The organism is Bradyrhizobium sp. 172, from assembly GCF_023101065.1.
Classification (GTDB): domain Bacteria; phylum Pseudomonadota; class Alphaproteobacteria; order Rhizobiales; family Xanthobacteraceae; genus Bradyrhizobium; species Bradyrhizobium canariense_D.
Map to the genome: position 1 here is coordinate 5241389 of NZ_CP064701.1, position 22827 is coordinate 5264215.

Here is a 22827-nt window from a genome sequence, read left to right on the forward strand (position 1 = left end):
CTATCTCCCTATTCCGCCGGCTGCAGCACGCCGGGCCGCGCGGTCGCGACCTCGTCGAGCGGCAGATCCAGCACCTCCTCGAATTCGACGATGTTGTCGATTTCCGTGCCCATCGCGATGTTGGTGACGCGTTCGAGGATGAACTCGACCATCACGGGCACGCGATGCTTGGCCATCCATTCGCGCGCGGTCGCGAACGCCGCCTGCGAGTCCTTCGGGTCGGTGACGCGGATCGCCTTGCAGCCGAGCCCTTCGGCGACAGCGACGTGATCGACACCGTAGCCGCCGAGCTCGGGCGCGTTGATGTTCTCGAACGAGAGCTGGACGTGATAGTCCATGTCGAAGCCGCGCTGGGCTTGGCGGATCAGGCCGAGATAGGAATTGTTCACGACGACGTGGATGTAGGGCAGATTGAATTGCGCCCCGACTGCGAGCTCCTCGATCAGGAATTGGAAATCGTAGTCGCCTGAGAGCGCGACGATATCACGATCCGGACACGCCGCGCGCACGCCGAGCGCCGCGGGTAGCGTCCAGCCGAGCGGGCCCGCCTGCCCGGCATTGATCCAGTTGCGCGGCTTGTAGACGCCCAGGAACTGCGCGCCGGCGATCTGCGACAGGCCGATCACGGAGACGTAGCAGGTGTCACGGCCAAACGCCTTGGTCATCTCCTCGTAGACGCGCTGGGGCTTGATCGGGACGTTATCGAAATGGCTCTTGCGCAACATTGTCTTCTTCCGGTCGCGGCAGGCAGCGGGCCACGCCTGGCGCTCGCGCAACCTGCCGGACCGGCGCCACTCCCTGGCGACGGTGACGAAGAGTTCGAGAGCGGCCTTCGCGTCCGAGACGATGCCGAGATCGGGATTGAACACGCGCCCGATCTGCGTCGGCTCGATGTCGACATGCACGAAGGTGCGCCCCTTGGTGTAGGTCTCGACCGAGCCGGTGTGGCGGTTGGCCCAGCGATTGCCGATGCCGAGCACGAAATCGGATTCGAGCATGGTGGCATTGCCGTAACGGTGGCTGGTCTGAAGACCGACCATGCCGGCCATCAGCACGTGGTCGTCGGGGATGGCCCCCCAGCCCATCAGCGTCGGCACGACCGGCACGTTGGCAATCTCGGCGAATTCCACCAGCAGATCCGAGGCGTCGGCATTGATCACGCCGCCGCCCGCGACGATCAGCGGCCGTTCGGCCGCATTGAGCATCTCCAGCGCCTTCTCGACCTGCTTGCGGGTCGCGGTCGGCTTGTAGACCGGCAATGGCTCATAGGTCTCGTCGTCGAACTCGATCTCGGCGAGCTGCACGTCGAGCGGCATGTCGATCAGCACCGGGCCGGGCCTTCCCGAGCGCATCACGTGAAACGCCTGGCTGAACACGCGGGGCACCAGCGCCGGCTCGCGCACCGTCACCGCCCATTTGGTCACGGGCTTTGCGATCGACTCGATGTCGACGGCCTGGAAATCCTCCTTGTAGAGCCGCGCGCGCGGCGCCTGCCCGGTGATGCAGAGGATCGGGATGGAATCAGCGATCGCGGAATAGAGCCCGGTGATCATGTCGGTCCCGGCCGGCCCCGAGGTGCCGATGCAGACGCCGATATTGCCGGCCTTGGCCCGCGTATAGCCCTCGGCCATGTGCGAGGCACCCTCGACATGGCGCGCCAGGATATGGCGGATCGAGCCGCGCTTCTTCAGCGCCGAGTAAAGCGGATTGATCGCGGCCCCGGGAACGCCGAAGGCAGTCGAGATGCCCTCCTTCTCCAGAATTCGCACGGCAGCATCGATGGCTCGCATCTTCGCCATATCGGACCTCGCTTGAGTTGCATTGGCTTGAGCGAGATCATCGGGCCCGCGAGGGCTTCACTCAACGAGATCGATTTTATTTTCCACGATGCGGCAGCCGCGGAAAAAACGTGGCGGTCTCAATCGGTTAGATCGAGATATCCGTGAAAGCGATCACTCGAACAGCGGCGCCAGCTGCATCTGCGGCACCAGCACGAGGCCCTTGTCGGTGATACGAATTTCCGGAATGACCGATAGCGGAATCAGATTGAAACCCATGTAGGGGATGGTGCAGCCGGCCTCCGCCCATTCCTTCTTCAGCGCCTTGACTTCTTCCGCCACCTCCGTGACGCGCTTGTCGGACAAGAGCCCAGCGATCGGCAGCGGCACTAGCGCCCTCACCTTGCCCTCGGCGACGAGGCAGACGGCGCCCTGTTGCTCCTTGATGGCGGCGACCGCGACCTGCATATCGGCCTCGTTGGTGCCGGCAACGATGATGTTGTGGCTGTCGTGCCCGACGCTGGAGGCGACCGCGCCGCGCTTCAGTCCAAAGTCCTTCAACAGGCCGTAGGCGACATTGCCGGCCGACTTGCCGTGGCGTTCGACCACCGTGACGAAGCATAGGCCGTAGCGGGCGAACAGTGAGGGCCAGTCCTTTGCGGGCTCGATCGCGATCTTCTCATGGATCAGCGTGATGCCGGGCAACGCGGTCTTGATCGCGTTGACAGTGCAGGCCTTCGCCGGCAGCTCCGGCGTCAGCTTGACCTTCTCGGGCAGCTTCACCGTCGCATAGGCCGCCTGCGGATATTGATAGCGCTGCGACAGCGCCTGCTCGAGCTTCGGCGTGATCTTTCGGTTTTCGACCACGAGTTCGCCGCCATACCAGGTGCATTGCGGCTTCAGATTGTCGTCCATCAGCACCAGATCGGCGCGGCGCCCGCCGCCGAGCCCGCCGATATCGCTGTCCATGTTGAAGCGCGTCGCGCCATGCAGCGAGCCCATCGACCAGGCCTGCTCCGGCGACATCCCTGCTTTCACGGCTTCGCGCACCACCCAGTCGAGACCGAACAGCAGGAGATCGTCGGCGTCGCGATCGTCGGTGCACACGGCCGTGCGCTTGTGCGAGGCGCCGAGCTCGGTGATGGTCCGGATCGCCTGCGGCAGCGAGTGCCAGGGCGTGGTCGGCGGTCCCCCGCGCAGGAACACCCAGACCCCGGCATCGAGCAGATCGTCGGCGATGTCGCGGTCGATCGCCTCATGGGTGTCGGTGATGCCGCTCGCCGCATAGGCCGCAACGAAGTCGCGGCCATAGATATGGCCGGACACCGGCCGGCCGCGCTTCAGGGCGGCAGCGAGGATGGCGTGGCTTCGCTCATCGCCCATGGTGACAGGCACGAAATCCATCTTCTCGCCGAGCCCGACGGCTTCCGGCCAACGGTCGAACAGGCCGGCGATCTTGTCGGGCGTCAGATCGCCGCCCGCAGTCTCCAGTGCGGCCGAAGTCGCAGGAACCGTCGAGGGCACCGTCAGGAAGATCGAGAGCGGAGCCTCGCGTGCGTCCTCCAGCATCGCCTCGACGCCGACGACGTCCATGACGTTGCCGATCTCGTGGCTGTCGCAGAAGATTGTGGTGGTGCCGTTGAGCAGGGCGGCCTCGGCATAGGCGCAGGCCGTCACCATCGAGGATTCGATGTGGATGTGCGGGTCGACCAGCCCCGGCGCGATGATGCCGCCCGCCGCGTCGTAAACCGGCACGTCGCCGAAGACATTCTTCGCAGCGCCGGCCGGCTTCATCGCAGCAATGCGGCCGCCGGTGATCCAGATTTCGCGGTTCGCAAGGATGCGCTCCGAATAGGTCGAGAGCACCCGCGCGCCGGTGACGACGAGATCCGGCGCGACACGCGCCGAGGCCACATCGGCGAGACGCCGGGTCATCGAATGCAGCGGTGCGACGGCGAAGCGGGTAAGTCTGGTCATCAGAACCCTCGCGTGGCGTTATGGCCCTGCGATGGTTACGCCCTGCGCCCGACCGGGCAAGCGCAAATATAACGGCAGGCTCTGCTTACGCTTTAGGCGGAGAAGCGCCTGCCGCCGCTGGCCTCGCAGGTCTGCGCGAGTTCCGTCGTCGCGGGGCCGGTGCGGCAGCGGGCTTGACCCGAATCCGCATCGACCTCCCGTTCTGCTCGTCAATCTCGAACGCATTCGTCTTGCGCACGAGGTCACTCAGCTTGCGGAAGCCGAACGTTCGCGGATCGAAATCGGACGCGAGATTGGCGAGCTGGCGGCCAACTTCCCCGAGCGTCACCCAGCCGTCCTCGCTTTCCATCTGGGTGATGACCTTCTTGATGATGGGGGTTGCGGCATCGAGCGGCTGAAGCGACGTCGATCTCGAGGCGGCGTCCTGGGTGTTCGCTGGGGCGGCAAGCAAGTTCTCCGTGTAGACGAACCTTCGACAGGCCTGCCGGAAGCTCTCCGGCGTCTTCTGTTCGCCGAACCCAAAGACGTCGATGCCCTGCTCCCGGATGCGGGCGGCCAGACGGGTGAAATCGCTGTCCGACGACACCAGGCAAAAGCCATCGAACCGGCCGCTGTGAAGCAGGTCCATTGCGTCGATGACCAGCGTGATGTCGGAGGCATTCTTCCCCGTCGTATAGGCGAACTGCTGCTGCGGGATGATGGCGTGTTTGGACAGGATGTCGGCCCAGCCCCTCGACCTGGCATTGGAGAAGTCGCCGTAGATGCGGCGAACGCTGGCCTCGCCGATCTTGGCAATCTCGTCGAACAGCCCATCGGCGATTTTTGCCGAAGCATTGTCTGCATCGATCAGGACAGCGAGACGGGGCGAACGGAGCTCTGACGGCATGACTTTTCCCACGAGATGAACGTAACATTAGAAGACGCTCGCGGCGGAATGGCTAGTCCTCGTTCGCCTTGAAGCGTCCCATCCCTTTCAGCACGAAGGGTGCCAGCAGCGCGATGAACGCCAGCGCAAGCAGCGTCGCCGAGATCGGGCTCTGGAGCAACGTCATGGGATCGCCGAGACTGATCGCGAGCGCGCGACGCAGCTGGCTCTCGGCGATCGGGCCGAGGATCAGGCCGACCACGACGGGCGCGATCGGAAAATCGAACCGCCGCATCAGAAAGCCGAGCACGCCGAAGCCGGCCAGCATCGACAGTTCGACCACCGACGGCTTTGCGGCGATGGTGCCCATGGTCGCGAACACGAGGATGCCGGCATAGAGCCACGGCTGCGGGATCGCCAGCAGCCGCACCCACAGGCCAACCAGCGGCAGATTGAGCACCAGCAGCATGCAATTGGCGATGAACAGGCTCGCGATCAGGCCCCACACGAGGTCGGGCCGCTCGGCGAACAGCAGCGGCCCCGGGTTGAGGCCGTATTGCTGGAAGCCCGCCAGCATCATCGCGGCCGTCGCCGAGGTCGGCAATCCCAGCGTCAAGAGCGGCACCAGCGTGCCGGCAGCCGAAGCGTTGTTGGCGGCCTCCGGTCCTGCGACACCTTCGATCGCGCCCTTGCCGAATTCTTCGGGGTATTTGGTCAGTCGCTTCTCGCAGGAATAGGACAGGAAAGTCGGGATCTCCGCGCCGCCGGCAGGCAGCGCACCGATTGGGAAGCCGAACATGGTGCCGCGCAACCACGGCTTCCACGATCGCTTCCAGTCTTCCTTGGTCATCCACAGCGAGCCGCGCACCGGCTCGAGCTTCTCTTCGGTGTGGTGGCGGCGCGATGCGACGTAGAGCGCCTCGCCCACCGCGAACAGGCCGACCGCGAGCGTCGTCACCTCGACGCCGTCGAGCAGCTCGGGCACCCCGAACGCAAGCCGCGCCTGGCCGGTCAGCTTGTCTATACCGACGAGACCTAATGTCAGACCAATAAATAGGCTGGTCAGGCCGCGGATCGGAGAATCGCCGAAGGTCGCCGACACCGTGACGAAGGCGACGCACATCAGCGCGAAATAATCCTCCGGACCAAAGCGCACGGCGAAATCGACCAACCACGGCGCGAGAAAGGCAAGCCCGATGGTGGCAATGGTGCCCGCGACGAAGGAGCCGATCGCGGAGGTCGCGAGCGCCGGTCCGCCGCGGCCGGCCTTGGCCATCTTGTTGCCTTCGAGCGCCGTCGCCATCGAGGCGCTCTCGCCGGGCGTGTTGATCAAGATGGCCGTAGTCGATCCGCCATACATGCCGCCGTAATAGATGCCGGCAAACATGATCAGCGAACCGCCGGGATCGAGCTTGTACGTCACCGGCAGCAGCAGCGCGACCGTCAACGCCGGGCCGATGCCGGGCAGCACGCCCACGGCCGTGCCAAGGAACACGCCGATCAGGGCGTAGAGGAGATTCATCGGCTGGACGGCGACCGCCATGCCGTGGGCCAGCGCCGCGAAAGTTTCCATCACAGCAGTCGCTCCAGGGGGCCGGCCGGAAGGCTCAACGTCAACAGGCGGTCGAACGCGAGGTAAATGAGGGTCGACATCACGAGGGCGATGGCGGAATCGACGAGGACAGCCCGGCGCCCAAATGCCGCCGAGGTCGTGACGAACAGCGCCGACGTCGCCAGGATGAACCCGCCGCCGAAGCCGATGATGCCGATCAGCAGCGCAAGGCCGGCGAGGATGAAGACCACAGGCACGGGATCGGCGCTTTCGCGCTCTGGCAGATTGCCGCGCAGCGCGTCAACGAGATTGCCGATCGCGAGCAGCGCGAGGCCGGAGGCGATCACGACCGGCATGGCTTCCGGCCCCATCCCGTACATCGCGGTCGATTGCAGGCCGTGCGCATCCCAGACCAGCACCGCGGCAAGACCTGCGAGCAGCGCGGCGATGACGACGCCGGCGCGATCGATGCGCCGCGGTGGCTGGACGGGATCGCCTGTGGTCATGACTTGACCAGGCCGACTGATCTCAGCACGTCCGTCACACGCACCGTTTCTTTCTTCAGGAAATCGGCGAAGGCGTCACCGCCGAGATAGGCATCCTCCCAGCCCTTCTGCTTGAGGATGTCTTTCCAGGCGTCCGACTTCACCATCTTCTCGACCGCGTCGCTGAGCGTCTTGCGCTGCTCCGGCGTGATTCCGGGAGGCGCGACCACCGAGCGCCAGTTGGCGATCACGAGGTCGATGCCCTGCTCCTTGAAGGTCGGGATGTCGCTGCCTGGAATGCGCTTCTCCGAGGTCACGCCGATCGCGCGCAGCTTGCCCGACTTGATCTGCCCATCATATTCGCTGAGGCCGGAAATGCCGGCAGTGACCTTCGCGCCGAGAATGGCGGCGAGCGACTCGCCGCCGCCCGAGAACGGGATGTAGTTGATCTTCTTCGCGTCGGCGCCGACGGCACCAGCGAACAATGCCGCCATCACGTGATCGACGCCGCCGGCCGAGCCGCCGGCGAAGGTCACCTTGGCGATGTCGGCCTTCACCGCGGCGGCCAGATCCTGCGCGGTCTTGATCGGCGAATTGGCCGGCACCACGATCACCTGGATTTCCTCGGTGAGGCGCGCGATCGGCGTCACCTGCTCGAGCGTGACGGGTGATTTGTTCATGGCGAGCGCGCCCACCATGACGAAGCCGTTGACCATCAGCTGGTTGCCGTCGCCCTTGGCGCCGTTGACGAACTGCGCGATGCCGACACTGCCGCCTGCGCCGGGAACGTTGGTGACCTGCACGCTGCGTGCGACGCCGGCAGCGACCAGCGCCTGCTGCATCGAGCGCGCGGTCTGGTCCCAACCACCGCCCGGCGCCGCAGGTGCCATCAGCTTGAGCTCGAGCTGCTGGGCAAAGGCCGGCGTGGCTGCCGCAAGGGTCAGCGCGACGGCTGCGCCGACGAGGCGCGCGGGAAGTTGAAACATGGGACGTCTCCGGGCTCATGCGGACGTTTGCCGCATCGTGTCGTTTGGTCGCATATCAGCCAAAACGGCCGACACTGTCCAGTGACATACCCCCGGTTTCCGATTAGCGGGGCGTCGGAATTGCCCCGCCGAGCGCTGCCGTCAGTTCGGCGGCAACATCACGGACGATTTGCCCGATTTCCGGTAACCGCTGATCGGTCAGCCGGCTGGTCATGCCGGACACCGAAATCGCAGCAAGCGGCTCGGCGCAGGCGTTGTAGACCACCGCTGCAACGCAGCGCAGGCCCATGCAGGCCTCTTCATCATCCAGCGCGTAGCCTTGCTTGCGGATCTTTTCGAGCTCCTTGAACAGGTCGCTCGGCCGCACGATCGACTTCTCGGTCAGGCGTGGCATGCCGTGATGGCGGATGACGGCGCCGACGTCCTCGTCGGAATAGGTCGCGAGCACCGCCTTGCCGACGCCGGAGGTCACCATCGGAACGCGGCCGCCGACTTGGGTCAGCGAGCGCATGATCTCGCGGCTCTCCATCCGGGTCAGCACGATGATGAACTCGTCGTCGACCACGGCGAGATTGGCGGTCTCGCGGGTAAGATCACGCAGCTTGCGCAAGTAAGGAATGGCCTGGGCACTGAAATTGCGCCGCCGCGCAAAGCTCGCGCCCACCGTGAAGCTGCGCACGCCGACATGCCATTTGGATTCGGCGCGGTCGAACTGCACGAAGCGGCGGCTTTCCAGCGTCGCCAGCAGGCGATGCACGGTCGAGGCCGAGAGCCCGGTGCGGACGGCGAGATCGCTGAGGCGATAGCCTTCGTCGTCTTCGGACAATGTCTCGAGGATCGACAGCGCGCGATCGACGGACTGCACGCCGCCGTCGCGCGCGTCGTGATCGGCCGCCGATGGCGATCGGGGCTCGATCGATTTGCGCCGGATCACGTTCCTGCCCATCGCGACCTGACTGTTCTCACCTCTCCCCGCGCGCGGGGAGAGGTGAAGCGGCATCGTCGGCTCAGAGCAGCCCTGCTCCGCGCGCCCATTTGTACTTGGCACCGAGGACCTCGACCGGCAGTTCGGTCGAGTAGGCATAGGCCGGAATGCCGTTCTGGTAGAGATATTCGGCGGCTTCCTCAACCTCGACGTCGCCGGCGAGCGAGGCGACGATCGGCTTCACGAAGCCCTTGGCCTCCATCTCCTTCTTCACCTCGACCATGTTGCGGGCGAACACCATCGGCGGCGTGACGATGGTGTGCCAGTAGCCGAGGATCAGCGAGTGGATGCGCTCGTCCGTCAGGCCGAGTTTTACGGTGTTGACGTAGGTGATCGGCGGCTCACCGCCGGTGATGTCCACGGGATTTCCGGCCGCGCCAAACGGCGGGATGAACTTGCGGAAGGCCGCATCCAGATCCGGCGGCATCGACATCAGCGACAAGCCGTTGTCGACGCAGGAGTCCGACAACAGCACGCCCGAACCGCCTGCACCGGTAATGATCAGCACGTTCTCGCCCTTCGGCGTCGGCAGCACCGGCACGCCGCGCGCGAATTCGAGCAGCTGCCGCAAGCTACGGGCGCGGATCACGCCGGACTGGGCCAGGACATCCTCGTAGATCTTGTCGTTGCCGGCGAGCGCGCCGGTGTGCGACGAGGCCGCCTTCGCACCGGCGGAGGTGCGGCCGGCCTTGAGCACGATGACCGGTTTTTTCTTGGAGACGCGTTTTGCGGCTTCCGCAAAGGCGCGGCCGTCCTTGAGGTCTTCGCAGTGCTGCGCGATCAGGTTCGTGTTCGGATCCTGCTCGAAGAAGGCGAGCAGATCGTCCTCGTCGATGTCGGACTTGTTGCCGAGGCCGACGATCGCCGACACGCCCATCTTGGCCGAACGGGAGAAGCCGATGATGGCCATGCCGATGCCGCCCGATTGCGAAGACAGTGCCGCGTGGCCCTTGACATCATAGGCGGTGCAGAAGGTCGCGCAGAGGTTGGCAGGCGTATAATAGAAGCCGTAGATGTTCGGTCCCATCAGGCGGATGTCGTACTTCTTGCCGACTTCGACGATCTCGGCCTGGAGCTCCGGCGCGCCGGCTTCCGCGAAGCCCGACGGAATCAGAACCGCGCCGGGAATTTTCTTCTCGCCGCATTCGGTGAGCGCCGCGGCCACGAACTTCGCGGGAATTGCGAACACCGCGGTGTCGATCACGCCGGGCACGTCCTTGACGCTCTTATACGCCTTGTAGCCGAGGATCTCGGCGGCCTTGGGATGAATCGGGTAGATGTCGCCCTTGTAGCCGCCGTTGATGAGGTTCTTCATCACGGAATTGCCGATCTTGCCGTCTTCGGCTGAAGCGCCGACCACTGCAACCGCCTTCGGCTGCATGATGCGGCTCATGGCCGCGACGATCTCTTCGGTCGGGCGCGGCTTCGGCTTGGGCACGTAAGCGAAGTCGACGACGATGCGGACGTCGGCCGCGATGGCGTCCTTGGCCGTCGCGAACACCGGGTTGAGATCGAGCTCGACGATCTCGGGGAAATCCGTGACGAGCTGCGAGACCTTGACGATGACATCCGCAAGCGCGGTGCGGTTCACCGGCTCGCCACCGCGAACGCCCTTCAAAATCTCATGCGCCTGGATGCCGTCGAGCATCGACAGCGCATCTTGCTTGGTCGCGGGCGCGAGGCGGAAGGTTATGTCCTTCAGAACTTCGACCAGCACGCCGCCGAGGCCGAAGGCAACCAGCTTGCCGAACGAGGCGTCGGTGATCGACCCCACGATCACTTCGGTGCCGCCGGCCAGCATCTGCTGCACCTGGACACCCTCGATCTTGGCATCGGACTTGTACTTCCTGGCGTTGGAGAGAATCGTCTCGTAGGCCTTCTCGGCGTCTTCGGCCGTCTTGAGGCCGACGATGACACCGCCGGCTTCGGTCTTGTGGAGAATGTCCGGCGAGACGATCTTCATCACCACCGGAAACCCCATCGAGGCGGCCATTTTGCCGGCCTCGCCGGCCGACTTCGCCACACCCTCCTTCGGCACCGCAATGCCGTAGGCGTCGCAGACCAGCTTGCCTTCCGGCGCGGTCAGGCTGGTGCGCTTGTCCGCCTTGACCTGGTCAAGCACCTTGCGGACGGCATCTTTGGAATTGGACATGTGGCTCTCCCTTGACCTTGGTTCTTGCGTTCTCAAAGCGCGCGCGCGTTGCGGCTGCCCGTGATGCTTTCCATTCGCCGCGCTCTGTTCCATGTCGCGGAACGGAGTGGCATAAAGCCGAGATTACTCCGCCGGCTTGGATCAAAAATGGCTGGCGATGGCATTTGGTATGCCAGAAGCCAACTTGTCAAGCTGCAGCGCACCTTAGAACGCTGCAAAAAATAGGCAGCTTGACATTCTGGTATTTGGTATGCCAAAAACTTTCCCGTTAATAATCCTGTAAAAGACGACTCCCACTGGAGGAGATTCGTCGTGTCACTGCGGAAACCAACCAAGGCGTTGCCGAACATGGCCGAGGCAGATATCGCAATCGTTCGTATTGCCCCGGAGTCGAGCTTCAAGAACAAGGCGTATGACGCCTTGAAGGAAGCCATCCTCAAGATGGACATCTACTCGACGCCCGAACCCGTCATGCTCGACGAGCGCGCGTTGTCCGAGCGCCTCGGCGTGAGCCGCACGCCGATCCGCGAAGCCATCGCGATGCTAGAGCAAGACGGTTTCGTGAAGACGGTTCCTCGCCGCGGCATCATGGTGGTCCGAAGGACCAAGAGCGAGATCGTCGACATGATCCGCGCCTGGGCGGCGCTGGAGAGCATGGCGGCTCGCCTCATCACCGCCACAGCGCGCAAGAAAGACATCACGGCGCTGCGCGACTACTTCAAGGAATTTGGCAAGGATCGCCTGCCCGAGGATCACGTCGAGGAATATTCGCGCGCCAACATCGCCTTCCACCAGGCGCTGATCTCGCTGTCGGAATCACCGGTGCTGGTCGATCTCACCAACGACTTGCTGCTGCATGTGCGTGGCTATCGGCAATTGACCATCGGACGCAAGGACCGCACCGCGACGTCGCTTCCCGAGCATCTCGGCATGATCGAAGCCCTGGAGGCGCGCGATACCGAGCTCGCCGAGAAGCGCGCCCGCGATCACACCCTTGGCCTTGCCGCTTACGTCGAAGCGCATGGTCAGGAACTCTTCTAGCCGGCAACGTTCACCAAAGGGCGAGGCATCGCCCCCAAAAGCCTGAAACGGCATCTTGAGACCAGGGAGACAAGGCCCATGCTGAATACCGCGACCAAGTCCGAAGCACCGGGCACCGAGCAGGAATTGACGGATGGTTTTCATCTCGTCATTGACGCGCTCAAGCTGAACGGCATCAACACCATCTATAATGTGCCGGGCATCCCGATCACGGATTTGGGCCGCATGGCGCAGGCGGCCGGTATTCGCATGATTTCGTTCCGCCACGAGCAGAACGCCGGTTATGCGGCGGGCATCGCCGGCTACCTCACCAAGAAGCCCGGCATCTGCCTCACCGTCTCCGCGCCCGGCTTCCTCAACGGTCTCACCGCGCTCGCCCACGCCACCACCAACTGCTACCCGATGATCCTGATCTCGGGCTCCTCCGAGCGCGAGATCGTCGACCTCCAGCAGGGCGACTATGAAGAGATGGACCAGCTCGCGATCGCCAAGCCGCTGTGCAAGGCAGCCTACCGTGTGCTGCACGCCCAGGACATCGGCATTGGTCTTGCCCGTGCCATCCGTGCCGCCGTCTCCGGCCGTCCGGGCGGCGTCTATCTCGACCTGCCGGCAAAGCTGTTCGGCCAGGTGATGAACGCCGATGCCGGCCAGAAGTCGCTGGTCAAGGTAATCGACGCGGCTCCCGCGCAGATCCCCTCGCCCGCTTCGATCAAGCGCGCGCTTGATGTTTTGAAGAGCGCAAAGCGCCCTCTCATCATCCTCGGCAAGGGCGCGGCCTACGCGCAGGCCGACGAGGAGATCAAAACCTTCGTCGAGAAGAGCGGTATCCCCTTCCTGCCGATGAGCATGGCCAAGGGTCTCCTCTCAGACACCCATCCGCAGTGCGCAGGCGCTGCCCGCTCGACGGTGCTGAAGGAATCCGACGTCGTCCTGCTGATCGGCGCCCGGCTGAACTGGCTGCTCTCGCACGGCAAGGGCAAGAACTGGGGCGAAGCGCCCAAGAAGTTCATCCAGGTCGACATCGAACCGCGCGAGATGGACTCCAACGTCGAGATCGTCGCGCCCGTCGTCGGCGACATCGGCTCGGTCGTCTCCGCCTTCAACCAGGCGATGGCTTCGGGCTGGACCGCCCCGCCTGCCGAATGGACCAAGGCGATTTCGACCAAGCGCGAAGAGAACGTCGCCAAGATGGCGCCGAAGCTCATGAACAACAAATCGCCGATGGACTATCACGGCGCGCTCGGCGTGCTGAAAAACGTCATCAAGGATCATCCCGAGGCGATCCTCGTCAACGAGGGCGCCAACACGCTCGACCTCGCCCGCGGCGTCATCGACATGTATCGCCCACGCAAGCGTCTCGACGTCGGCACCTGGGGCGTGATGGGCATTGGCATGGGCCAGGCGATCGCGGCTGCTCTCGAGACCGGCCATCCCGTGCTCGCGGTCGAAGGCGACTCGGCCTTCGGCTTCTCCGGCATGGAGGTCGAGACCATCTGCCGCTACAATTTGCCGATCTGCGTCGTCATCTTCAACAATGACGGCATCTATCGCGGCACCGACGTCAACGGCGCCAACGCCGATCCGGCGACGACGGTGTTCGTCAAGGGCGCCCGCTACGACAAGATGATGGAAGCCTTCGGCGGCGTCGGCGTCAATGCCACCTCACCGGACGAGCTCAAGCGCGCCGTCAACGAGGCCATGGCTTCGGGCAAGCCGACGCTCATCAACGCCGTGATCGATCCGGCCGCCGGTTCCGAGAGCGGCCGCATCGGCAACCTCAATCCGCAGAGCGTTCTGCAGAAGAAGAAGTAAGCATCCCCGTCAACCCACAAGGTCCCTGCGGGTGCAGGGGTAGATCAGAGTACGGAGCAACACGATGACAAAAGCGCTCGAGGGCGTTCGCATTCTCGACTTCACCCACGTCCAGTCCGGGCCGACCTGCACGCAGTTGCTCGCATGGTTCGGCGCCGACGTGATCAAGGTGGAGCGCCCGGGCGTGGGTGACATCACCCGCGGCCAGCTGCAGGACATCCCGAATGTGGACAGCCTGTATTTCACCATGCTCAACCACAACAAGCGCTCGATCACGCTCGACACCAAGAACCCCAAGGGCAAGGAAGTCCTCACCGAGCTCATCAAGAAGTGCGACGTGTTGGTCGAGAATTTCGGCCCCGGCGTGCTCGACCGCATGGGCTTCCCCTGGGAGAAGATCCAGGCGATCAACCCGAAGATGATCGTCGCCTCTATTAAGGGCTTTGGTCCCGGACCATACGAGGACTGCAAGGTTTATGAGAACGTCGCCCAGTGCACCGGCGGCGCCGCCTCCACCACCGGCTTCCGCGACGGCTTGCCCCTCGTGACCGGCGCGCAGATCGGCGACAGCGGCACCGGTCTGCATCTGGCGCTCGGCATCGTCACCGCACTCTATCAGCGCACCCATTCCGGCAAGGGCCAGCGCGTCACCGCCGCGATGCAGGACGGCGTGCTCAATCTCGCGCGCGTCAAGCTGCGCGACCAGCAGCGCCTCGCCCATGGTCCGCTCAAGGAATACAGCCAGTTCGGCGAAGGCATTCCGTTCGGCGATGCCGTGCCGCGTGCCGGCAACGATTCCGGCGGCGGCCAGCCCGGCCGCATCCTGAAGTGCAAGGGCTGGGAGACCGATCCCAACGCCTATATCTACTTCATCACCCAGGCCCCGGTCTGGGAGAAGATCTGCGACGTGATCGGTGAGCCCTCCTGGAAGACCGATCCGAACTACGCCAAGCCGGCCGTCCGCCTGCCGCGCCTGAATGAGATCTTCGGCCGCATCGAACAATGGACGATGACGAAGACGAAGTTCGAGGCGATGGAAATCCTCAACAAGGACGACATTCCCTGCGGCCCGATCCTGTCGATGAAGGAGATCGCCGAGGACCAGTCGCTGCGCGCGACCGGCACCGTGGTCGAGGTCGACCACCCCACCCGCGGCAAGTACATCTCCGTCGGCAACCCGATCAAGCTGTCGGACTCCCCGAGCGAGGTGGAGCGATCCCCGCTGCTCGGCGAGCACACCGACGAGATCCTGCGCACCGTGCTGGGCTTCTCGGACCATCAGGTCGCCGATATCCACAAGTCCGGCGCGCTCGATCCGCCGCAGAAGCAGGCCGCCGAATAAGCGGGCTTATCTCACGACGCGAAAGGCCGCCGGCTTCGGCGGCCTTTTTGTTGGCGCGCAAAGGCTGCATCGCACGATCGGCGCGCTTGCCGCGCCGCCAAGGCTGGATTAAAGATTGGTTCGCGAGGAACAGATGCGGTGGCCGGCCGTTGCTCCCTCGACCGGTGTGCTCCCGGAAATGCGAGCATGCCGGAAATGCCAGCATGCCATCTCCACGGCGAGTGCAGTACGCCTCGCAAAGACCCTGCCCCACGCTGAAGAACTGGTCGCCTTCGCTTCCGAGGATGGCAAGTCGGCCTTTCAGTTCGGGCACGGGTGGCGTCGCGTCCGGCACTCGCCAGGACCACGCTCGTTGATCAAATTGAGGGCTTAAATGTCGAAAGATCAATCCTCTGATCGCGCCAAGCGTGAAGCCAACAAGGCGTTCAAGCCTGCGACAACGCAGAAGCCGATCAATGACTATGCGAAGGACCAGAACTCCTTCAACGAGAATCGCGAACGGCTGAAAGCGGAGCGATTGGCCCGGGAGGCGAAGCCGGGAAGCGGCTCCGAATAGGCACGACGATCCCAGACTCCGACCGCGAATTCCGCTAAAGGCGGGGCGCCGAAATCCGCCTGGTCTACAGCATCGAGAGCACGACGATTCCGTCTTCGACTGCACCAGAAGCGAGCTGCGCCCGCGCCATGCGCTCGAACTCGGTCCGGTTCTTGCGAAGATAACTGAAAGCCTGCTTCTGCGTCAGGAACGTCGTCGCAAGACGGCACATCTGTCGTCCCGCGCCAAGCGCGAGAAAGAAGGTGATGGTGCCACCGCCATCCGACTTTATTCTAGGCACGACCCGCACTCTTTGGCATGTGATCGGCCCTCTCCAAATTGTCCTCGGCGCAATGGAAGCCAGTTATGGCGTCACCTTCTTCTTGCGCTTCGTCGGGACGGGCGGCGGCAGCGACGCCTGAAGGGCGGCGTCTGCCGCTTCCTTGGCCTGGCGCAGCTCTCGAAGCCGCGCCATGTTCTTGCGAACATCGACGGCTTGCTTTCCAACGTCCACCATCGCCCGCGCGCCTTCCTCAGCGGCCAAACGCTGACGGTTAGAACGCGCGATGCTTTCGGGTGACGGTTCGGCCGGTCTCTTGGCGCTCATTATTCACCCTGCTCTGCAACGGACAAAAACCCGCTCAATCCTGGGATCGAGCGGGTGGCATGGCCGTTTCAGTACATCCGTGAAACGGCACCAAGGCTTAGGCCAGCGAGAGATTCTCAGCGCTGACCTTGCCCCGCATCTTGTCGGTCTTGAGTTCGAAGTTGACCTTTTGGCCTTCAGCGAGACCTGCAAGACCAGCCCGCTCGACCGCGCTGATGTGAACGAACACATCGTTGCCGCCGTCGTTCGGCTGAATGAATCCAAAGCCCTTCTGGCCGTTAAACCACTTTACAGTACCTGTCGTCATTTTCTTCTCCAAAGCGCATACGCGCAGGTTCCGCGTGATCGTCACGCAGAACAAATTCTATTCGTCGATGTCTATGGAAAAGGAGCCCGCGGGCGCATTCAACAAGGCACAGCGGCTGAACGAACAGCCTCAACGTATACCTCATCCTCGCCATTTGCAAGGCTTGACGGAATTTAACGGCTCGGGAGCCCGGCGGTAGGTGCAGGACGCGCGCTATTCAGCGCTCATCTTTCGCCCCCCGGCGAGCTGCTCTCGAAGGCTGCCGAGCGCCCCATGCGTGGATCCATCAAAAAAAATCGAGACGCCGCGTCGGATCGGCAGCATCTCCTTCGTCATCTGGACATGAACGGGCAGTAGACGCCCACGTCGAGCCCGGCGATTCATGAGGAAGAATGATCATGCCCAGCACTGTCCGCCTGCACCGCGTTCTCACGACCAGCCCGGAGAAAGTCTATCGCGCCTTCCTGGAGGCGGATGCGTTGGCAAAATGGCTTCCGCCGAATGGCTTCACCTGCACCGTCCATCATTTCGAGCCGAAGGTCAGGGGCACGTTCAAGATGTCGTTCCGTAACTTCACGACGGGCAACAGCCACGCCTTCGGCGGCGAATATCTCGAGCTCGTCCCCGGCGAACGTCTCCGTTACACCGACAGGTTCGACGACCCCAATCTGCCGGGAGAGATCCAGGTCACCGTGATCCTGAAGAAAGTATCCGTAGGCACCGAGCTGGATATCACGCAGGCCGGCATCCCCGACGTCATCCCGCCGGAGGCTTGTTATCTCGGCTGGCAGGAATCGCTGCGCAATCTGGCGAAGCTCGTCGAGCCTGAGATCAAGCAATAGCGATCGGACGCGACTTAGGGGCGGCCGCGTGACCGTAGGCTACGCGCCCGCCCTCGACTGGAGCCCGCCGCTTGCGGTCCAGCGGTCCGGGTCCGGGCTGTGTCCGATCAAAGCAAGGCCGTACGCAATCGACTCGAACTGATCGCCCGACATCAGCCGTTCGTTGCCGAACCGCTCGGCGAACAGTTTTCGAACGGCCGGCACGAAAGACGTGCCGCCGGTCAAAAACACCTTCTCGACCTCGCGCGCGGTGATGCCGGCTTCGCCCAGCACCTTGTCGACGGTGGCCCCGAGCCTCGCGATGTCGTCGGCAATCCAGGCTTCGAAATTCTTCCGCGTGATAGTCGAGCCGATATCGACCCCGCCTCCTTTGAAGCGGAACTCCACCTGATCCTGGGCCGACAGCGCGACCTTGGCGTCGGACACCGCGCGGTACAGCGCAAAGCCGAGGTCGAGATCGACGATGGTGATGAAATCCTCGAGCAGAGCCGGCTTCACCGCGGTGCGCGCAAGCTCCCGGAGTTCGCGCAGGTCGCCGTTGCTCTTCATCATCGCGAGCTGATGCCAGCGCGCGAGATTAGTGTAGTGGCCGGTGGGGATCGGCAGCACCTTGTCGAACGAGCGGAAGCTCGAGCCCTTGCCCAGCCGCGGCGAGACGACGTGATCGACGATACGGTAGTCGAAGGTGTCGCCCGCAATCCCGATGCCGGCATGGCCGAGCGGCTCGGCGCGCAAGGCGCCGCCGGCACGCGAGAACCGCATCACCGAGAAATCGCTGGTGCCGCCACCGAAATCCGCGACCAGCACGGTCGCATCGCGCTCCAGCCGGCGGGCGAAGGAGAACGCCGCGCCCACGGGTTCGTAGACATAGCGGGCGTGGCCGGCGCCGAGGCGCTCGAACGCGGCCCGGTAGCGCTGCATCGCCAGCGCTTCGTCGGGATTGCCCCCGGCGAAGCGGACGGGGCGACCGACTGTAATGGTGGACGTCTCGAAGCCGAATTTATCGCCGCCATGCCGCGCCAGCGTCCGCAGGAACGCCGCCAAAATATCCTCGAACTTGTAGCGCTGCCGGAACACCTGGGTGGTGTTGAAGCTGGAGCTTGCGGCAAAGGTCTTGAACGACTGGAGGAAGCGGTAGACATGGCGTCCTTCCAGGAACTGCTCGATCGCCCACGGGCCGCCTTCAGCCTGGGCGCCGGCTCCCGGCCGGTCCTCCCAGAAGCACAGCGCTGACACGAAGACGCTGTGGCGCTGCTCACCATGGTCGAAGCGGATGGCCTCGACCCGGCGATCGTCCGCCGCAAGGGCCACGACCGTGTTGCTGGTCCCAAAATCGATGCCGATCGAGACGGCGGGCGAGGCGCTCGACATGAACCACTCTGACAGATGATTGGAGGGGGCAGACCACTAACGGCTTCATGTGCCGCTGCCAAGGCTCCGTTTTTGGATATCGACGGTCAAATGGTTCAGTTTCGGCCGGCTTTGGGCATATCCCGCTCAAATCGGCCCATTTAACTGATTATTATGCTGCAATGCGAAAAGCTAAATGCTGCTATGCAATGGCATGCATAGACATTGGCATCTGGTATACATAAATTCCCTTTCGAAATGAGACAGCACTACTGACCGTCTCGAGAAAGGGATTTCCGATGTCCAAGACCGCTTCCGTCGCTCTCGCGCCCTCCTCCACGCTGTTCGCCCGCCTGATGGCAACGATCGACCGCCTCCTGATGGCGAGCGCCGAGATCTCGAATCACAACGGCGACCTGCCGCGCTTTGGCCTGTAGGCCGGACAGCCGCCCGCGCCTGCGCGCGCAGCGGGAGACGGTTTTAGATCAGTCCGCATACTACTTTTGATGAATGGCCCCGGATCACGGGGCCATTTCTACTTGTGCTGTCCTGAGTCACAGCCGCAACCGGGCAAGGTCCTGCGGCATTTGCGCACGGTGACCGGACCAGCGCTTGAAGCTTGGCATAATGCATACAAGAATGCCGTTCCAGCGCTCGCAGAAAAATGAGAGGCGCCACGGGAGGCTTTATGACGGACATGGTGCAAGCAACCGCCCCGACAGCCGCGCGCGTTAGCGACACGTATCGCTGGACGCAATTGGCAGTTGGCGTCGCGGCGATGGTAATGATCGCCAATTATCAATACGGCTGGACGTTCTTCGTCCCCGACATCCAGAAGAAGTTCGGCTGGGATCGTGCGTCGATCCAATGGGCCTTTACGCTGTTCGTGCTGTTCGAGACCTGGCTCGTGCCGATCGAAGGATGGTTCGTCGACAAATACGGTCCGCGCATCGTGGTGCTGGTCGGCGGCGTGCTCTGTGCCGCCGGCTGGGCGATCAACGCGGAGGCGACCACGCTCAACGGCTACTATCTCGGCATGATCATCGCAGGCATCGGCGCCGGCGGCGTCTACGGCACCTGCGTCGGTAACGCGCTGAAGTGGTTTCCGGACAAGCGCGGTCTTGCCGCGGGCATCACGGCCGCTGGTTTCGGTGCGGGCTCCGCGCTGACCGTCGCGCCGATCCAGGCCATGATCAAGGACAGCGGTTTCCAGACCACCTTCCTTTATTTCGGCCTCGGACAAGGCATTATCATCTGCATCCTCGCCTTCTTCCTGCTCGCGCCGAAAGCAGGTCAGGTGCCGAACGCGGTCGTGAACGCCAATCTGCAGCAGACCCGGCGCAACTACCAGCCGACCGAGGTGCTGCGTCAGCCGATCTTCTGGCTGATGTACTTCATGTTCGTGATTGTCGGCGCTGGCGGCCTGATGGTGACGGCGAACCTGAAGCCGATCGCGGCGGACTGGAAGATCGACAACGTGCCGGTCACGCTGATGGCGGTGACGATGACCGCGGTGACCTTCGCGGCCACGATCGACCGCGTGCTCAACGGCCTGACGCGTCCGTTCTTCGGCTGGATCTCCGACATGATCGGCCGCGAGAACACGATGTTCATCGCCTTCGGCATGGAAGGTATCGGCATCTGGATGCTCTACCTCTGGGGCCACGATCCGCTCTGGTTCGTGCTGCTCTCGGGCTTCGTGTTCTTCGCTTGGGGTGAGATCTACTCGCTGTTCCCCTCGACCTGCACCGACACGTTCGGCGCCAAGTTCGCGACCACCAATGCCGGCCTGCTCTACACCGCGAAGGGTACGGCCGCGCTGCTGGTCCCGATCGGCAACTACATGCAGCAGTCGTCGGGCAGTTGGGACAACGTGTTTATCATCGCAGCCGGCGCCAACATCCTGGCCTCGGCGCTGGCGATCGCGGTGCTCAAGCCCTGGCGCAAGGTCGTGGTCGCGCAATCGACCGTCTGACGCGCTCCAAAAGCGCTTCTCGCGCAAAACGCCCGGCCTCGCGGCCGGGCGTTTTCGTTGTGCGCGACGTTTTCGTGAACCCGCCGTCCCTAAAGGAACTCCGCAAATTTTCAGGCGCGCGCCAAGATAGGGCTTGCAATCTGGAATATGGTATACCAAGGTCGCCACCGCGCTTGCGACGATAAGCCACAATATTGCGACATCAGGTCATCTTGCGACCGGTGTCGAACCAGACAGGCGCTTGGGAGGTTCTTGATGATTTCCAGCACCGATGGCGCTGTCACGGCCGCGCCTCTCCGCACAGGTTTCCGCTGGCTCCAGCTGGTCATGGGCATCGTCTGCATGGCGATGATCGCCAACCTGCAATATGGCTGGACCCTGTTCGTCGATCCGATCGATCACGCGCACCATTGGGGACGCGCCGCGATCCAGCTCGCCTTCACCATCTTCGTCGTCACCGAAACCTGGCTGGTGCCGATCGAGGCCTGGTTCGTCGACAAATACGGCCCGCGCATCGTCATCATGTTCGGCGGCGTCATGATCGCGCTGTCGTGGATTCTCAACTCCTATGCCGATAGCCTCACCTTGCTCTACGCGGCCGCGATCATCGGCGGCATGGGCGCGGGCGCCGTGTACGGCACCTGCGTCGGCAACGCGCTGAAATGGTTTCCCGATCGCCGGGGCCTTGCCGCCGGTGCGACTGCCGCCGGCTTCGGCGCAGGCGCTGCACTCACCGTCGTGCCGATCGCAGCCATGATCGCAACGAGCGGCTATCAGCACGCGTTCCTCACCTTCGGCATCGGCCAGGGCGTGATCGTCTTCGTGCTCGCCTTCTTCATTCAGCCGCCGCGGATCTCGATCCCGCCGAAGAAGAAGCAGCTCAATCTGCCGCAGACCAAGATCGACTTCACCCCGCCCCAGGTGCTGCGCACCCCTATTTTCTGGGTCATGTATCTCGTGTTCGTCATGGTCGCCTCCGGCGGCCTGATGACCGCGGCGCAGATCGCCCCGATCGCACACGACTTCAAGATCGCCGACACGCCGGTCACGCTCGCCGGATTCCAGATGGCGGCATTGACGTTCGCGATCTCGCTCGACCGCATCTTCGACGGTTTCGGACGGCCGTTCTTCGGCTTCGTCTCCGACACGATCGGCCGCGAGCACACCATGTTCATCGCCTTCGGCACCGCCGCGCTGATGCTGCTGACGCTGTCGGCCTATGGCCACGTCCCTGTCGTCTTCGTGCTCGCCACCGCGGTCTATTTCGGCGTGTTCGGCGAGATCTACTCGCTGTTCCCAGCGACCTGCGGCGACACCTTCGGCTCGAAGTTCGCAACCACCAACAACGGCATGCTCTACACGGCGAAGGGGACCGCGTCCCTGCTCGTTCCGCTCGCCAGCGTGATCTCGGCCACGTATGGCTGGAAGGCCGTGTTCGTGGTCGCAGTCGCGCTGAACGCGACGGCGGCCCTGACGGCGCTGTTCGTGATCAAGCCGATGCGCCGCTCCTTCATCCTCGGCAAGGAAGCCGAGAGCGCCAACGCCGCGACGGGGAACGCCAAGACCGAGACGGCATAACGAACACTCCTTGCACGGTGAGACAGGGGGCGCAGCGATGCGCCTCTTTCTTTTTGGCTCACGGCAAACGTCAGCATTGTTGCCTCAAGATTTTTCGGAACAGCCAAATCGAGTGCTTGACGATTGGCATTATGTATACCACACTTGCCGCATCATTCACCCAGGGAGGTTGCAATGCTGGTCGGAGACATTCTGCGCAAGAAGACACCGCGCGTTGTCACGGTGCGAATGAACGAAACGGTGGGTATCGCCGCCAAGCTGATGCGCGCCAACAATATCAGCGCACTTGTGGTGAAGGACGTGGTCCGCTCCGAGGGTAACACCGCGGTCGGCATGTTCACCGAGCGCGACGTCGTGCGCGCCGTCGCCGAGCACGGCGCCAATGCCGTCAACGTCAAGGTTTCGCAGCTCGTCTCGGTGCAGCAGCTCGTATCCTGCACCTCAAACGACACGATCGAGCACGTCCGCCATCTGATGAACCGGAATCACATCCGGCACCTGCCTGTCATCGACGATTACAGCCTCGTCTCGGTCATCAGCATGCGTGACATCGCCTCCTTCGTGGACGAAGCGATCAACGGCACGCCGCAAGCAGCTTAAAGCGTCTCACTTCCCCTGCGACTACCGTCCCCGGCTCGGACCTTCCGAGCCGGACCGG

21 protein-coding genes are annotated in these 22827 nt (G+C 63.5%); 9 read left to right on the forward strand and 12 right to left on the reverse strand.

Features of this window, described 5'->3' with window-relative positions; genetic code table 11:
- Positions 1 to 8: 8 nt before the first annotated feature.
- The 8 genes from gcl to IVB07_RS25390 all read right to left on the reverse strand — a co-directional run bounded on the left by gcl (position 9) and on the right by IVB07_RS25390 (position 10780).
- Positions 9 to 1799 (reverse strand): glyoxylate carboligase, encoded by a 1791-nt coding sequence (gene gcl / locus IVB07_RS25355; protein ID WP_018458591.1) that lies wholly within the window; start codon positions 1797 to 1799, stop codon positions 9 to 11.
- 153 nt (positions 1800 to 1952) lie between these two features.
- A complete protein-coding gene (locus IVB07_RS25360; protein ID WP_018458590.1) occupies positions 1953 to 3755 on the reverse strand; it encodes an adenine deaminase C-terminal domain-containing protein in 1803 nt (600 codons plus the stop codon).
- 85 nt (positions 3756 to 3840) lie between these two features.
- Positions 3841 to 4641 carry an NYN domain-containing protein gene (locus IVB07_RS25365; protein ID WP_018458589.1) on the reverse strand — a complete coding sequence of 267 codons (801 nt, stop codon included), beginning with the start codon at positions 4639 to 4641 and terminating at the stop codon, positions 3841 to 3843.
- Positions 4642 to 4693: 52 nt separating this feature from the next.
- Complete coding sequence (locus tag IVB07_RS25370; RefSeq protein ID WP_018458588.1) at positions 4694 to 6193, reverse strand: tripartite tricarboxylate transporter permease; 1500 nt, start codon at positions 6191 to 6193, stop codon at positions 4694 to 4696.
- Positions 6193 to 6678, reverse strand: a complete 486-nt coding sequence (locus IVB07_RS25375) for a tripartite tricarboxylate transporter TctB family protein (RefSeq protein WP_018458587.1) — start codon at positions 6676 to 6678, stop codon at positions 6193 to 6195. Before IVB07_RS25375 ends, IVB07_RS25370 begins: the two co-directional genes overlap by 1 nt.
- Positions 6675 to 7643 (reverse strand): tripartite tricarboxylate transporter substrate binding protein, encoded by a 969-nt coding sequence (locus IVB07_RS25380; protein WP_018458586.1) that lies wholly within the window; start codon positions 7641 to 7643, stop codon positions 6675 to 6677. Before IVB07_RS25380 ends, IVB07_RS25375 begins: the two co-directional genes overlap by 4 nt.
- Before the next feature lie 103 nt (positions 7644 to 7746).
- On the reverse strand, positions 7747 to 8589 hold the full coding sequence (locus tag IVB07_RS25385; RefSeq protein ID WP_018458585.1) for an IclR family transcriptional regulator: 843 nt from the start codon (positions 8587 to 8589) through the stop codon (positions 7747 to 7749).
- 61 nt (positions 8590 to 8650) lie between these two features.
- Positions 8651 to 10780 carry an acetate--CoA ligase family protein gene (locus tag IVB07_RS25390; RefSeq protein ID WP_018458584.1) on the reverse strand — a complete coding sequence of 710 codons (2130 nt, stop codon included), beginning with the start codon at positions 10778 to 10780 and terminating at the stop codon, positions 8651 to 8653.
- Positions 10781 to 11128: 348 nt separating this feature from the next.
- On the opposite strand from IVB07_RS25390, the gene IVB07_RS25395 reads away from it, so the two are divergent.
- The 4 genes from IVB07_RS25395 (at position 11129) to IVB07_RS25410 (ending at position 15531) form a co-directional block, all read left to right on the forward strand.
- Positions 11129 to 11821: a GntR family transcriptional regulator gene (locus IVB07_RS25395; protein WP_162496371.1), complete on the forward strand. Its 693-nt coding sequence runs from the start codon at positions 11129 to 11131 to the stop codon at positions 11819 to 11821.
- Positions 11822 to 11899: 78 nt separating this feature from the next.
- Positions 11900 to 13633: an oxalyl-CoA decarboxylase gene (gene oxc / locus IVB07_RS25400; protein WP_007608367.1), complete on the forward strand. Its 1734-nt coding sequence runs from the start codon at positions 11900 to 11902 to the stop codon at positions 13631 to 13633.
- Between the two features lie 64 nt (positions 13634 to 13697).
- Positions 13698 to 14975, forward strand: coding sequence for a formyl-CoA transferase (gene frc, locus IVB07_RS25405; RefSeq protein ID WP_018458582.1), 1278 nt, complete (start codon positions 13698 to 13700; stop codon positions 14973 to 14975).
- A 373-nt stretch (positions 14976 to 15348) separates the two neighbouring features.
- The gene (locus IVB07_RS25410; RefSeq protein ID WP_007608360.1) at positions 15349 to 15531 is read left to right on the forward strand and encodes a hypothetical protein; all 183 of its coding nucleotides are present in this window, start codon (positions 15349 to 15351) and stop codon (positions 15529 to 15531) included.
- A 64-nt stretch (positions 15532 to 15595) separates the two neighbouring features.
- Here the strand turns inward: IVB07_RS25410 and IVB07_RS25415 are convergent, their stop codons facing one another.
- The 3 genes from IVB07_RS25415 to IVB07_RS25425 form a co-directional block, all read right to left on the reverse strand.
- Entirely contained in the window at positions 15596 to 15820 is a 225-nt protein-coding gene (locus IVB07_RS25415) for a hypothetical protein (protein ID WP_026233616.1), read from the reverse strand.
- 54 nt (positions 15821 to 15874) lie between these two features.
- On the reverse strand, positions 15875 to 16117 hold the full coding sequence (locus IVB07_RS25420; protein WP_026233615.1) for a hypothetical protein: 243 nt from the start codon (positions 16115 to 16117) through the stop codon (positions 15875 to 15877).
- A 97-nt stretch (positions 16118 to 16214) separates the two neighbouring features.
- A complete protein-coding gene (locus IVB07_RS25425; RefSeq protein WP_007593324.1) occupies positions 16215 to 16424 on the reverse strand; it encodes a cold-shock protein in 210 nt (69 codons plus the stop codon).
- A 398-nt stretch (positions 16425 to 16822) separates the two neighbouring features.
- Here IVB07_RS25425 and IVB07_RS25430 point away from each other — a divergent pair, with 398 nt between their 5' ends.
- Positions 16823 to 17266 (forward strand): SRPBCC family protein, encoded by a 444-nt coding sequence (locus IVB07_RS25430; protein ID WP_026233614.1) that lies wholly within the window; start codon positions 16823 to 16825, stop codon positions 17264 to 17266.
- Between the two features lie 39 nt (positions 17267 to 17305).
- Here the strand turns inward: IVB07_RS25430 and IVB07_RS25435 are convergent, their stop codons facing one another.
- Positions 17306 to 18637 (reverse strand): Hsp70 family protein, encoded by a 1332-nt coding sequence (locus IVB07_RS25435; protein ID WP_018458577.1) that lies wholly within the window; start codon positions 18635 to 18637, stop codon positions 17306 to 17308.
- A 278-nt stretch (positions 18638 to 18915) separates the two neighbouring features.
- On the opposite strand from IVB07_RS25435, the gene IVB07_RS25440 reads away from it, so the two are divergent.
- The 4 genes from IVB07_RS25440 to IVB07_RS25455 all read left to right on the forward strand — a co-directional run bounded on the left by IVB07_RS25440 (position 18916) and on the right by IVB07_RS25455 (position 22769).
- Entirely contained in the window at positions 18916 to 19053 is a 138-nt protein-coding gene (locus IVB07_RS25440; RefSeq protein WP_018458576.1) for a hypothetical protein, read from the forward strand.
- A gap of 251 nt (positions 19054 to 19304) precedes the next feature.
- Positions 19305 to 20591 carry an oxalate/formate MFS antiporter gene (oxlT, locus tag IVB07_RS25445; RefSeq protein ID WP_026233613.1) on the forward strand — a complete coding sequence of 429 codons (1287 nt, stop codon included), beginning with the start codon at positions 19305 to 19307 and terminating at the stop codon, positions 20589 to 20591.
- Between the two features lie 255 nt (positions 20592 to 20846).
- Complete coding sequence (gene oxlT, locus IVB07_RS25450) at positions 20847 to 22169, forward strand: oxalate/formate MFS antiporter (RefSeq protein WP_018458574.1); 1323 nt, start codon at positions 20847 to 20849, stop codon at positions 22167 to 22169.
- 174 nt (positions 22170 to 22343) lie between these two features.
- Positions 22344 to 22769 carry a CBS domain-containing protein gene (locus tag IVB07_RS25455; RefSeq protein WP_018458573.1) on the forward strand — a complete coding sequence of 142 codons (426 nt, stop codon included), beginning with the start codon at positions 22344 to 22346 and terminating at the stop codon, positions 22767 to 22769.
- Positions 22770 to 22827 lie beyond the last annotated feature (58 nt).

Coding starts and splice junctions, on each gene's coding strand:
- gcl (WP_018458591.1), bottom strand. CDS start 1,799: ATGGCGAAGATGCGAGCCATCGATGCTGCCGTGCGAATTCTGGAGAAG.
- IVB07_RS25360 (WP_018458590.1), bottom strand. CDS start 3,755: ATGACCAGACTTACCCGCTTCGCCGTCGCACCGCTGCATTCGATGACC.
- IVB07_RS25365 (WP_018458589.1), bottom strand. CDS start 4,641: ATGCCGTCAGAGCTCCGTTCGCCCCGTCTCGCTGTCCTGATCGATGCA.
- IVB07_RS25370 (WP_018458588.1), bottom strand. CDS start 6,193: ATGGAAACTTTCGCGGCGCTGGCCCACGGCATGGCGGTCGCCGTCCAG.
- IVB07_RS25375 (WP_018458587.1), bottom strand. CDS start 6,678: ATGACCACAGGCGATCCCGTCCAGCCACCGCGGCGCATCGATCGCGCC.
- IVB07_RS25380 (WP_018458586.1), bottom strand. CDS start 7,643: ATGTTTCAACTTCCCGCGCGCCTCGTCGGCGCAGCCGTCGCGCTGACC.
- IVB07_RS25385 (WP_018458585.1), bottom strand. CDS start 8,589: ATGGGCAGGAACGTGATCCGGCGCAAATCGATCGAGCCCCGATCGCCA.
- IVB07_RS25390 (WP_018458584.1), bottom strand. CDS start 10,780: ATGTCCAATTCCAAAGATGCCGTCCGCAAGGTGCTTGACCAGGTCAAG.
- IVB07_RS25395 (WP_162496371.1), top strand. CDS start 11,129: ATGGCCGAGGCAGATATCGCAATCGTTCGTATTGCCCCGGAGTCGAGC.
- oxc (WP_007608367.1), top strand. CDS start 11,900: ATGCTGAATACCGCGACCAAGTCCGAAGCACCGGGCACCGAGCAGGAA.
- frc (WP_018458582.1), top strand. CDS start 13,698: ATGACAAAAGCGCTCGAGGGCGTTCGCATTCTCGACTTCACCCACGTC.
- IVB07_RS25410 (WP_007608360.1), top strand. CDS start 15,349: ATGTCGAAAGATCAATCCTCTGATCGCGCCAAGCGTGAAGCCAACAAG.
- IVB07_RS25420 (WP_026233615.1), bottom strand. CDS start 16,117: ATGAGCGCCAAGAGACCGGCCGAACCGTCACCCGAAAGCATCGCGCGT.
- IVB07_RS25425 (WP_007593324.1), bottom strand. CDS start 16,424: ATGACGACAGGTACTGTAAAGTGGTTTAACGGCCAGAAGGGCTTTGGA.
- IVB07_RS25430 (WP_026233614.1), top strand. CDS start 16,823: ATGCCCAGCACTGTCCGCCTGCACCGCGTTCTCACGACCAGCCCGGAG.
- IVB07_RS25435 (WP_018458577.1), bottom strand. CDS start 18,637: ATGTCGAGCGCCTCGCCCGCCGTCTCGATCGGCATCGATTTTGGGACC.
- IVB07_RS25440 (WP_018458576.1), top strand. CDS start 18,916: ATGTCCAAGACCGCTTCCGTCGCTCTCGCGCCCTCCTCCACGCTGTTC.
- oxlT (WP_026233613.1), top strand. CDS start 19,305: ATGACGGACATGGTGCAAGCAACCGCCCCGACAGCCGCGCGCGTTAGC.
- oxlT (WP_018458574.1), top strand. CDS start 20,847: ATGATTTCCAGCACCGATGGCGCTGTCACGGCCGCGCCTCTCCGCACA.
- IVB07_RS25455 (WP_018458573.1), top strand. CDS start 22,344: ATGCTGGTCGGAGACATTCTGCGCAAGAAGACACCGCGCGTTGTCACG.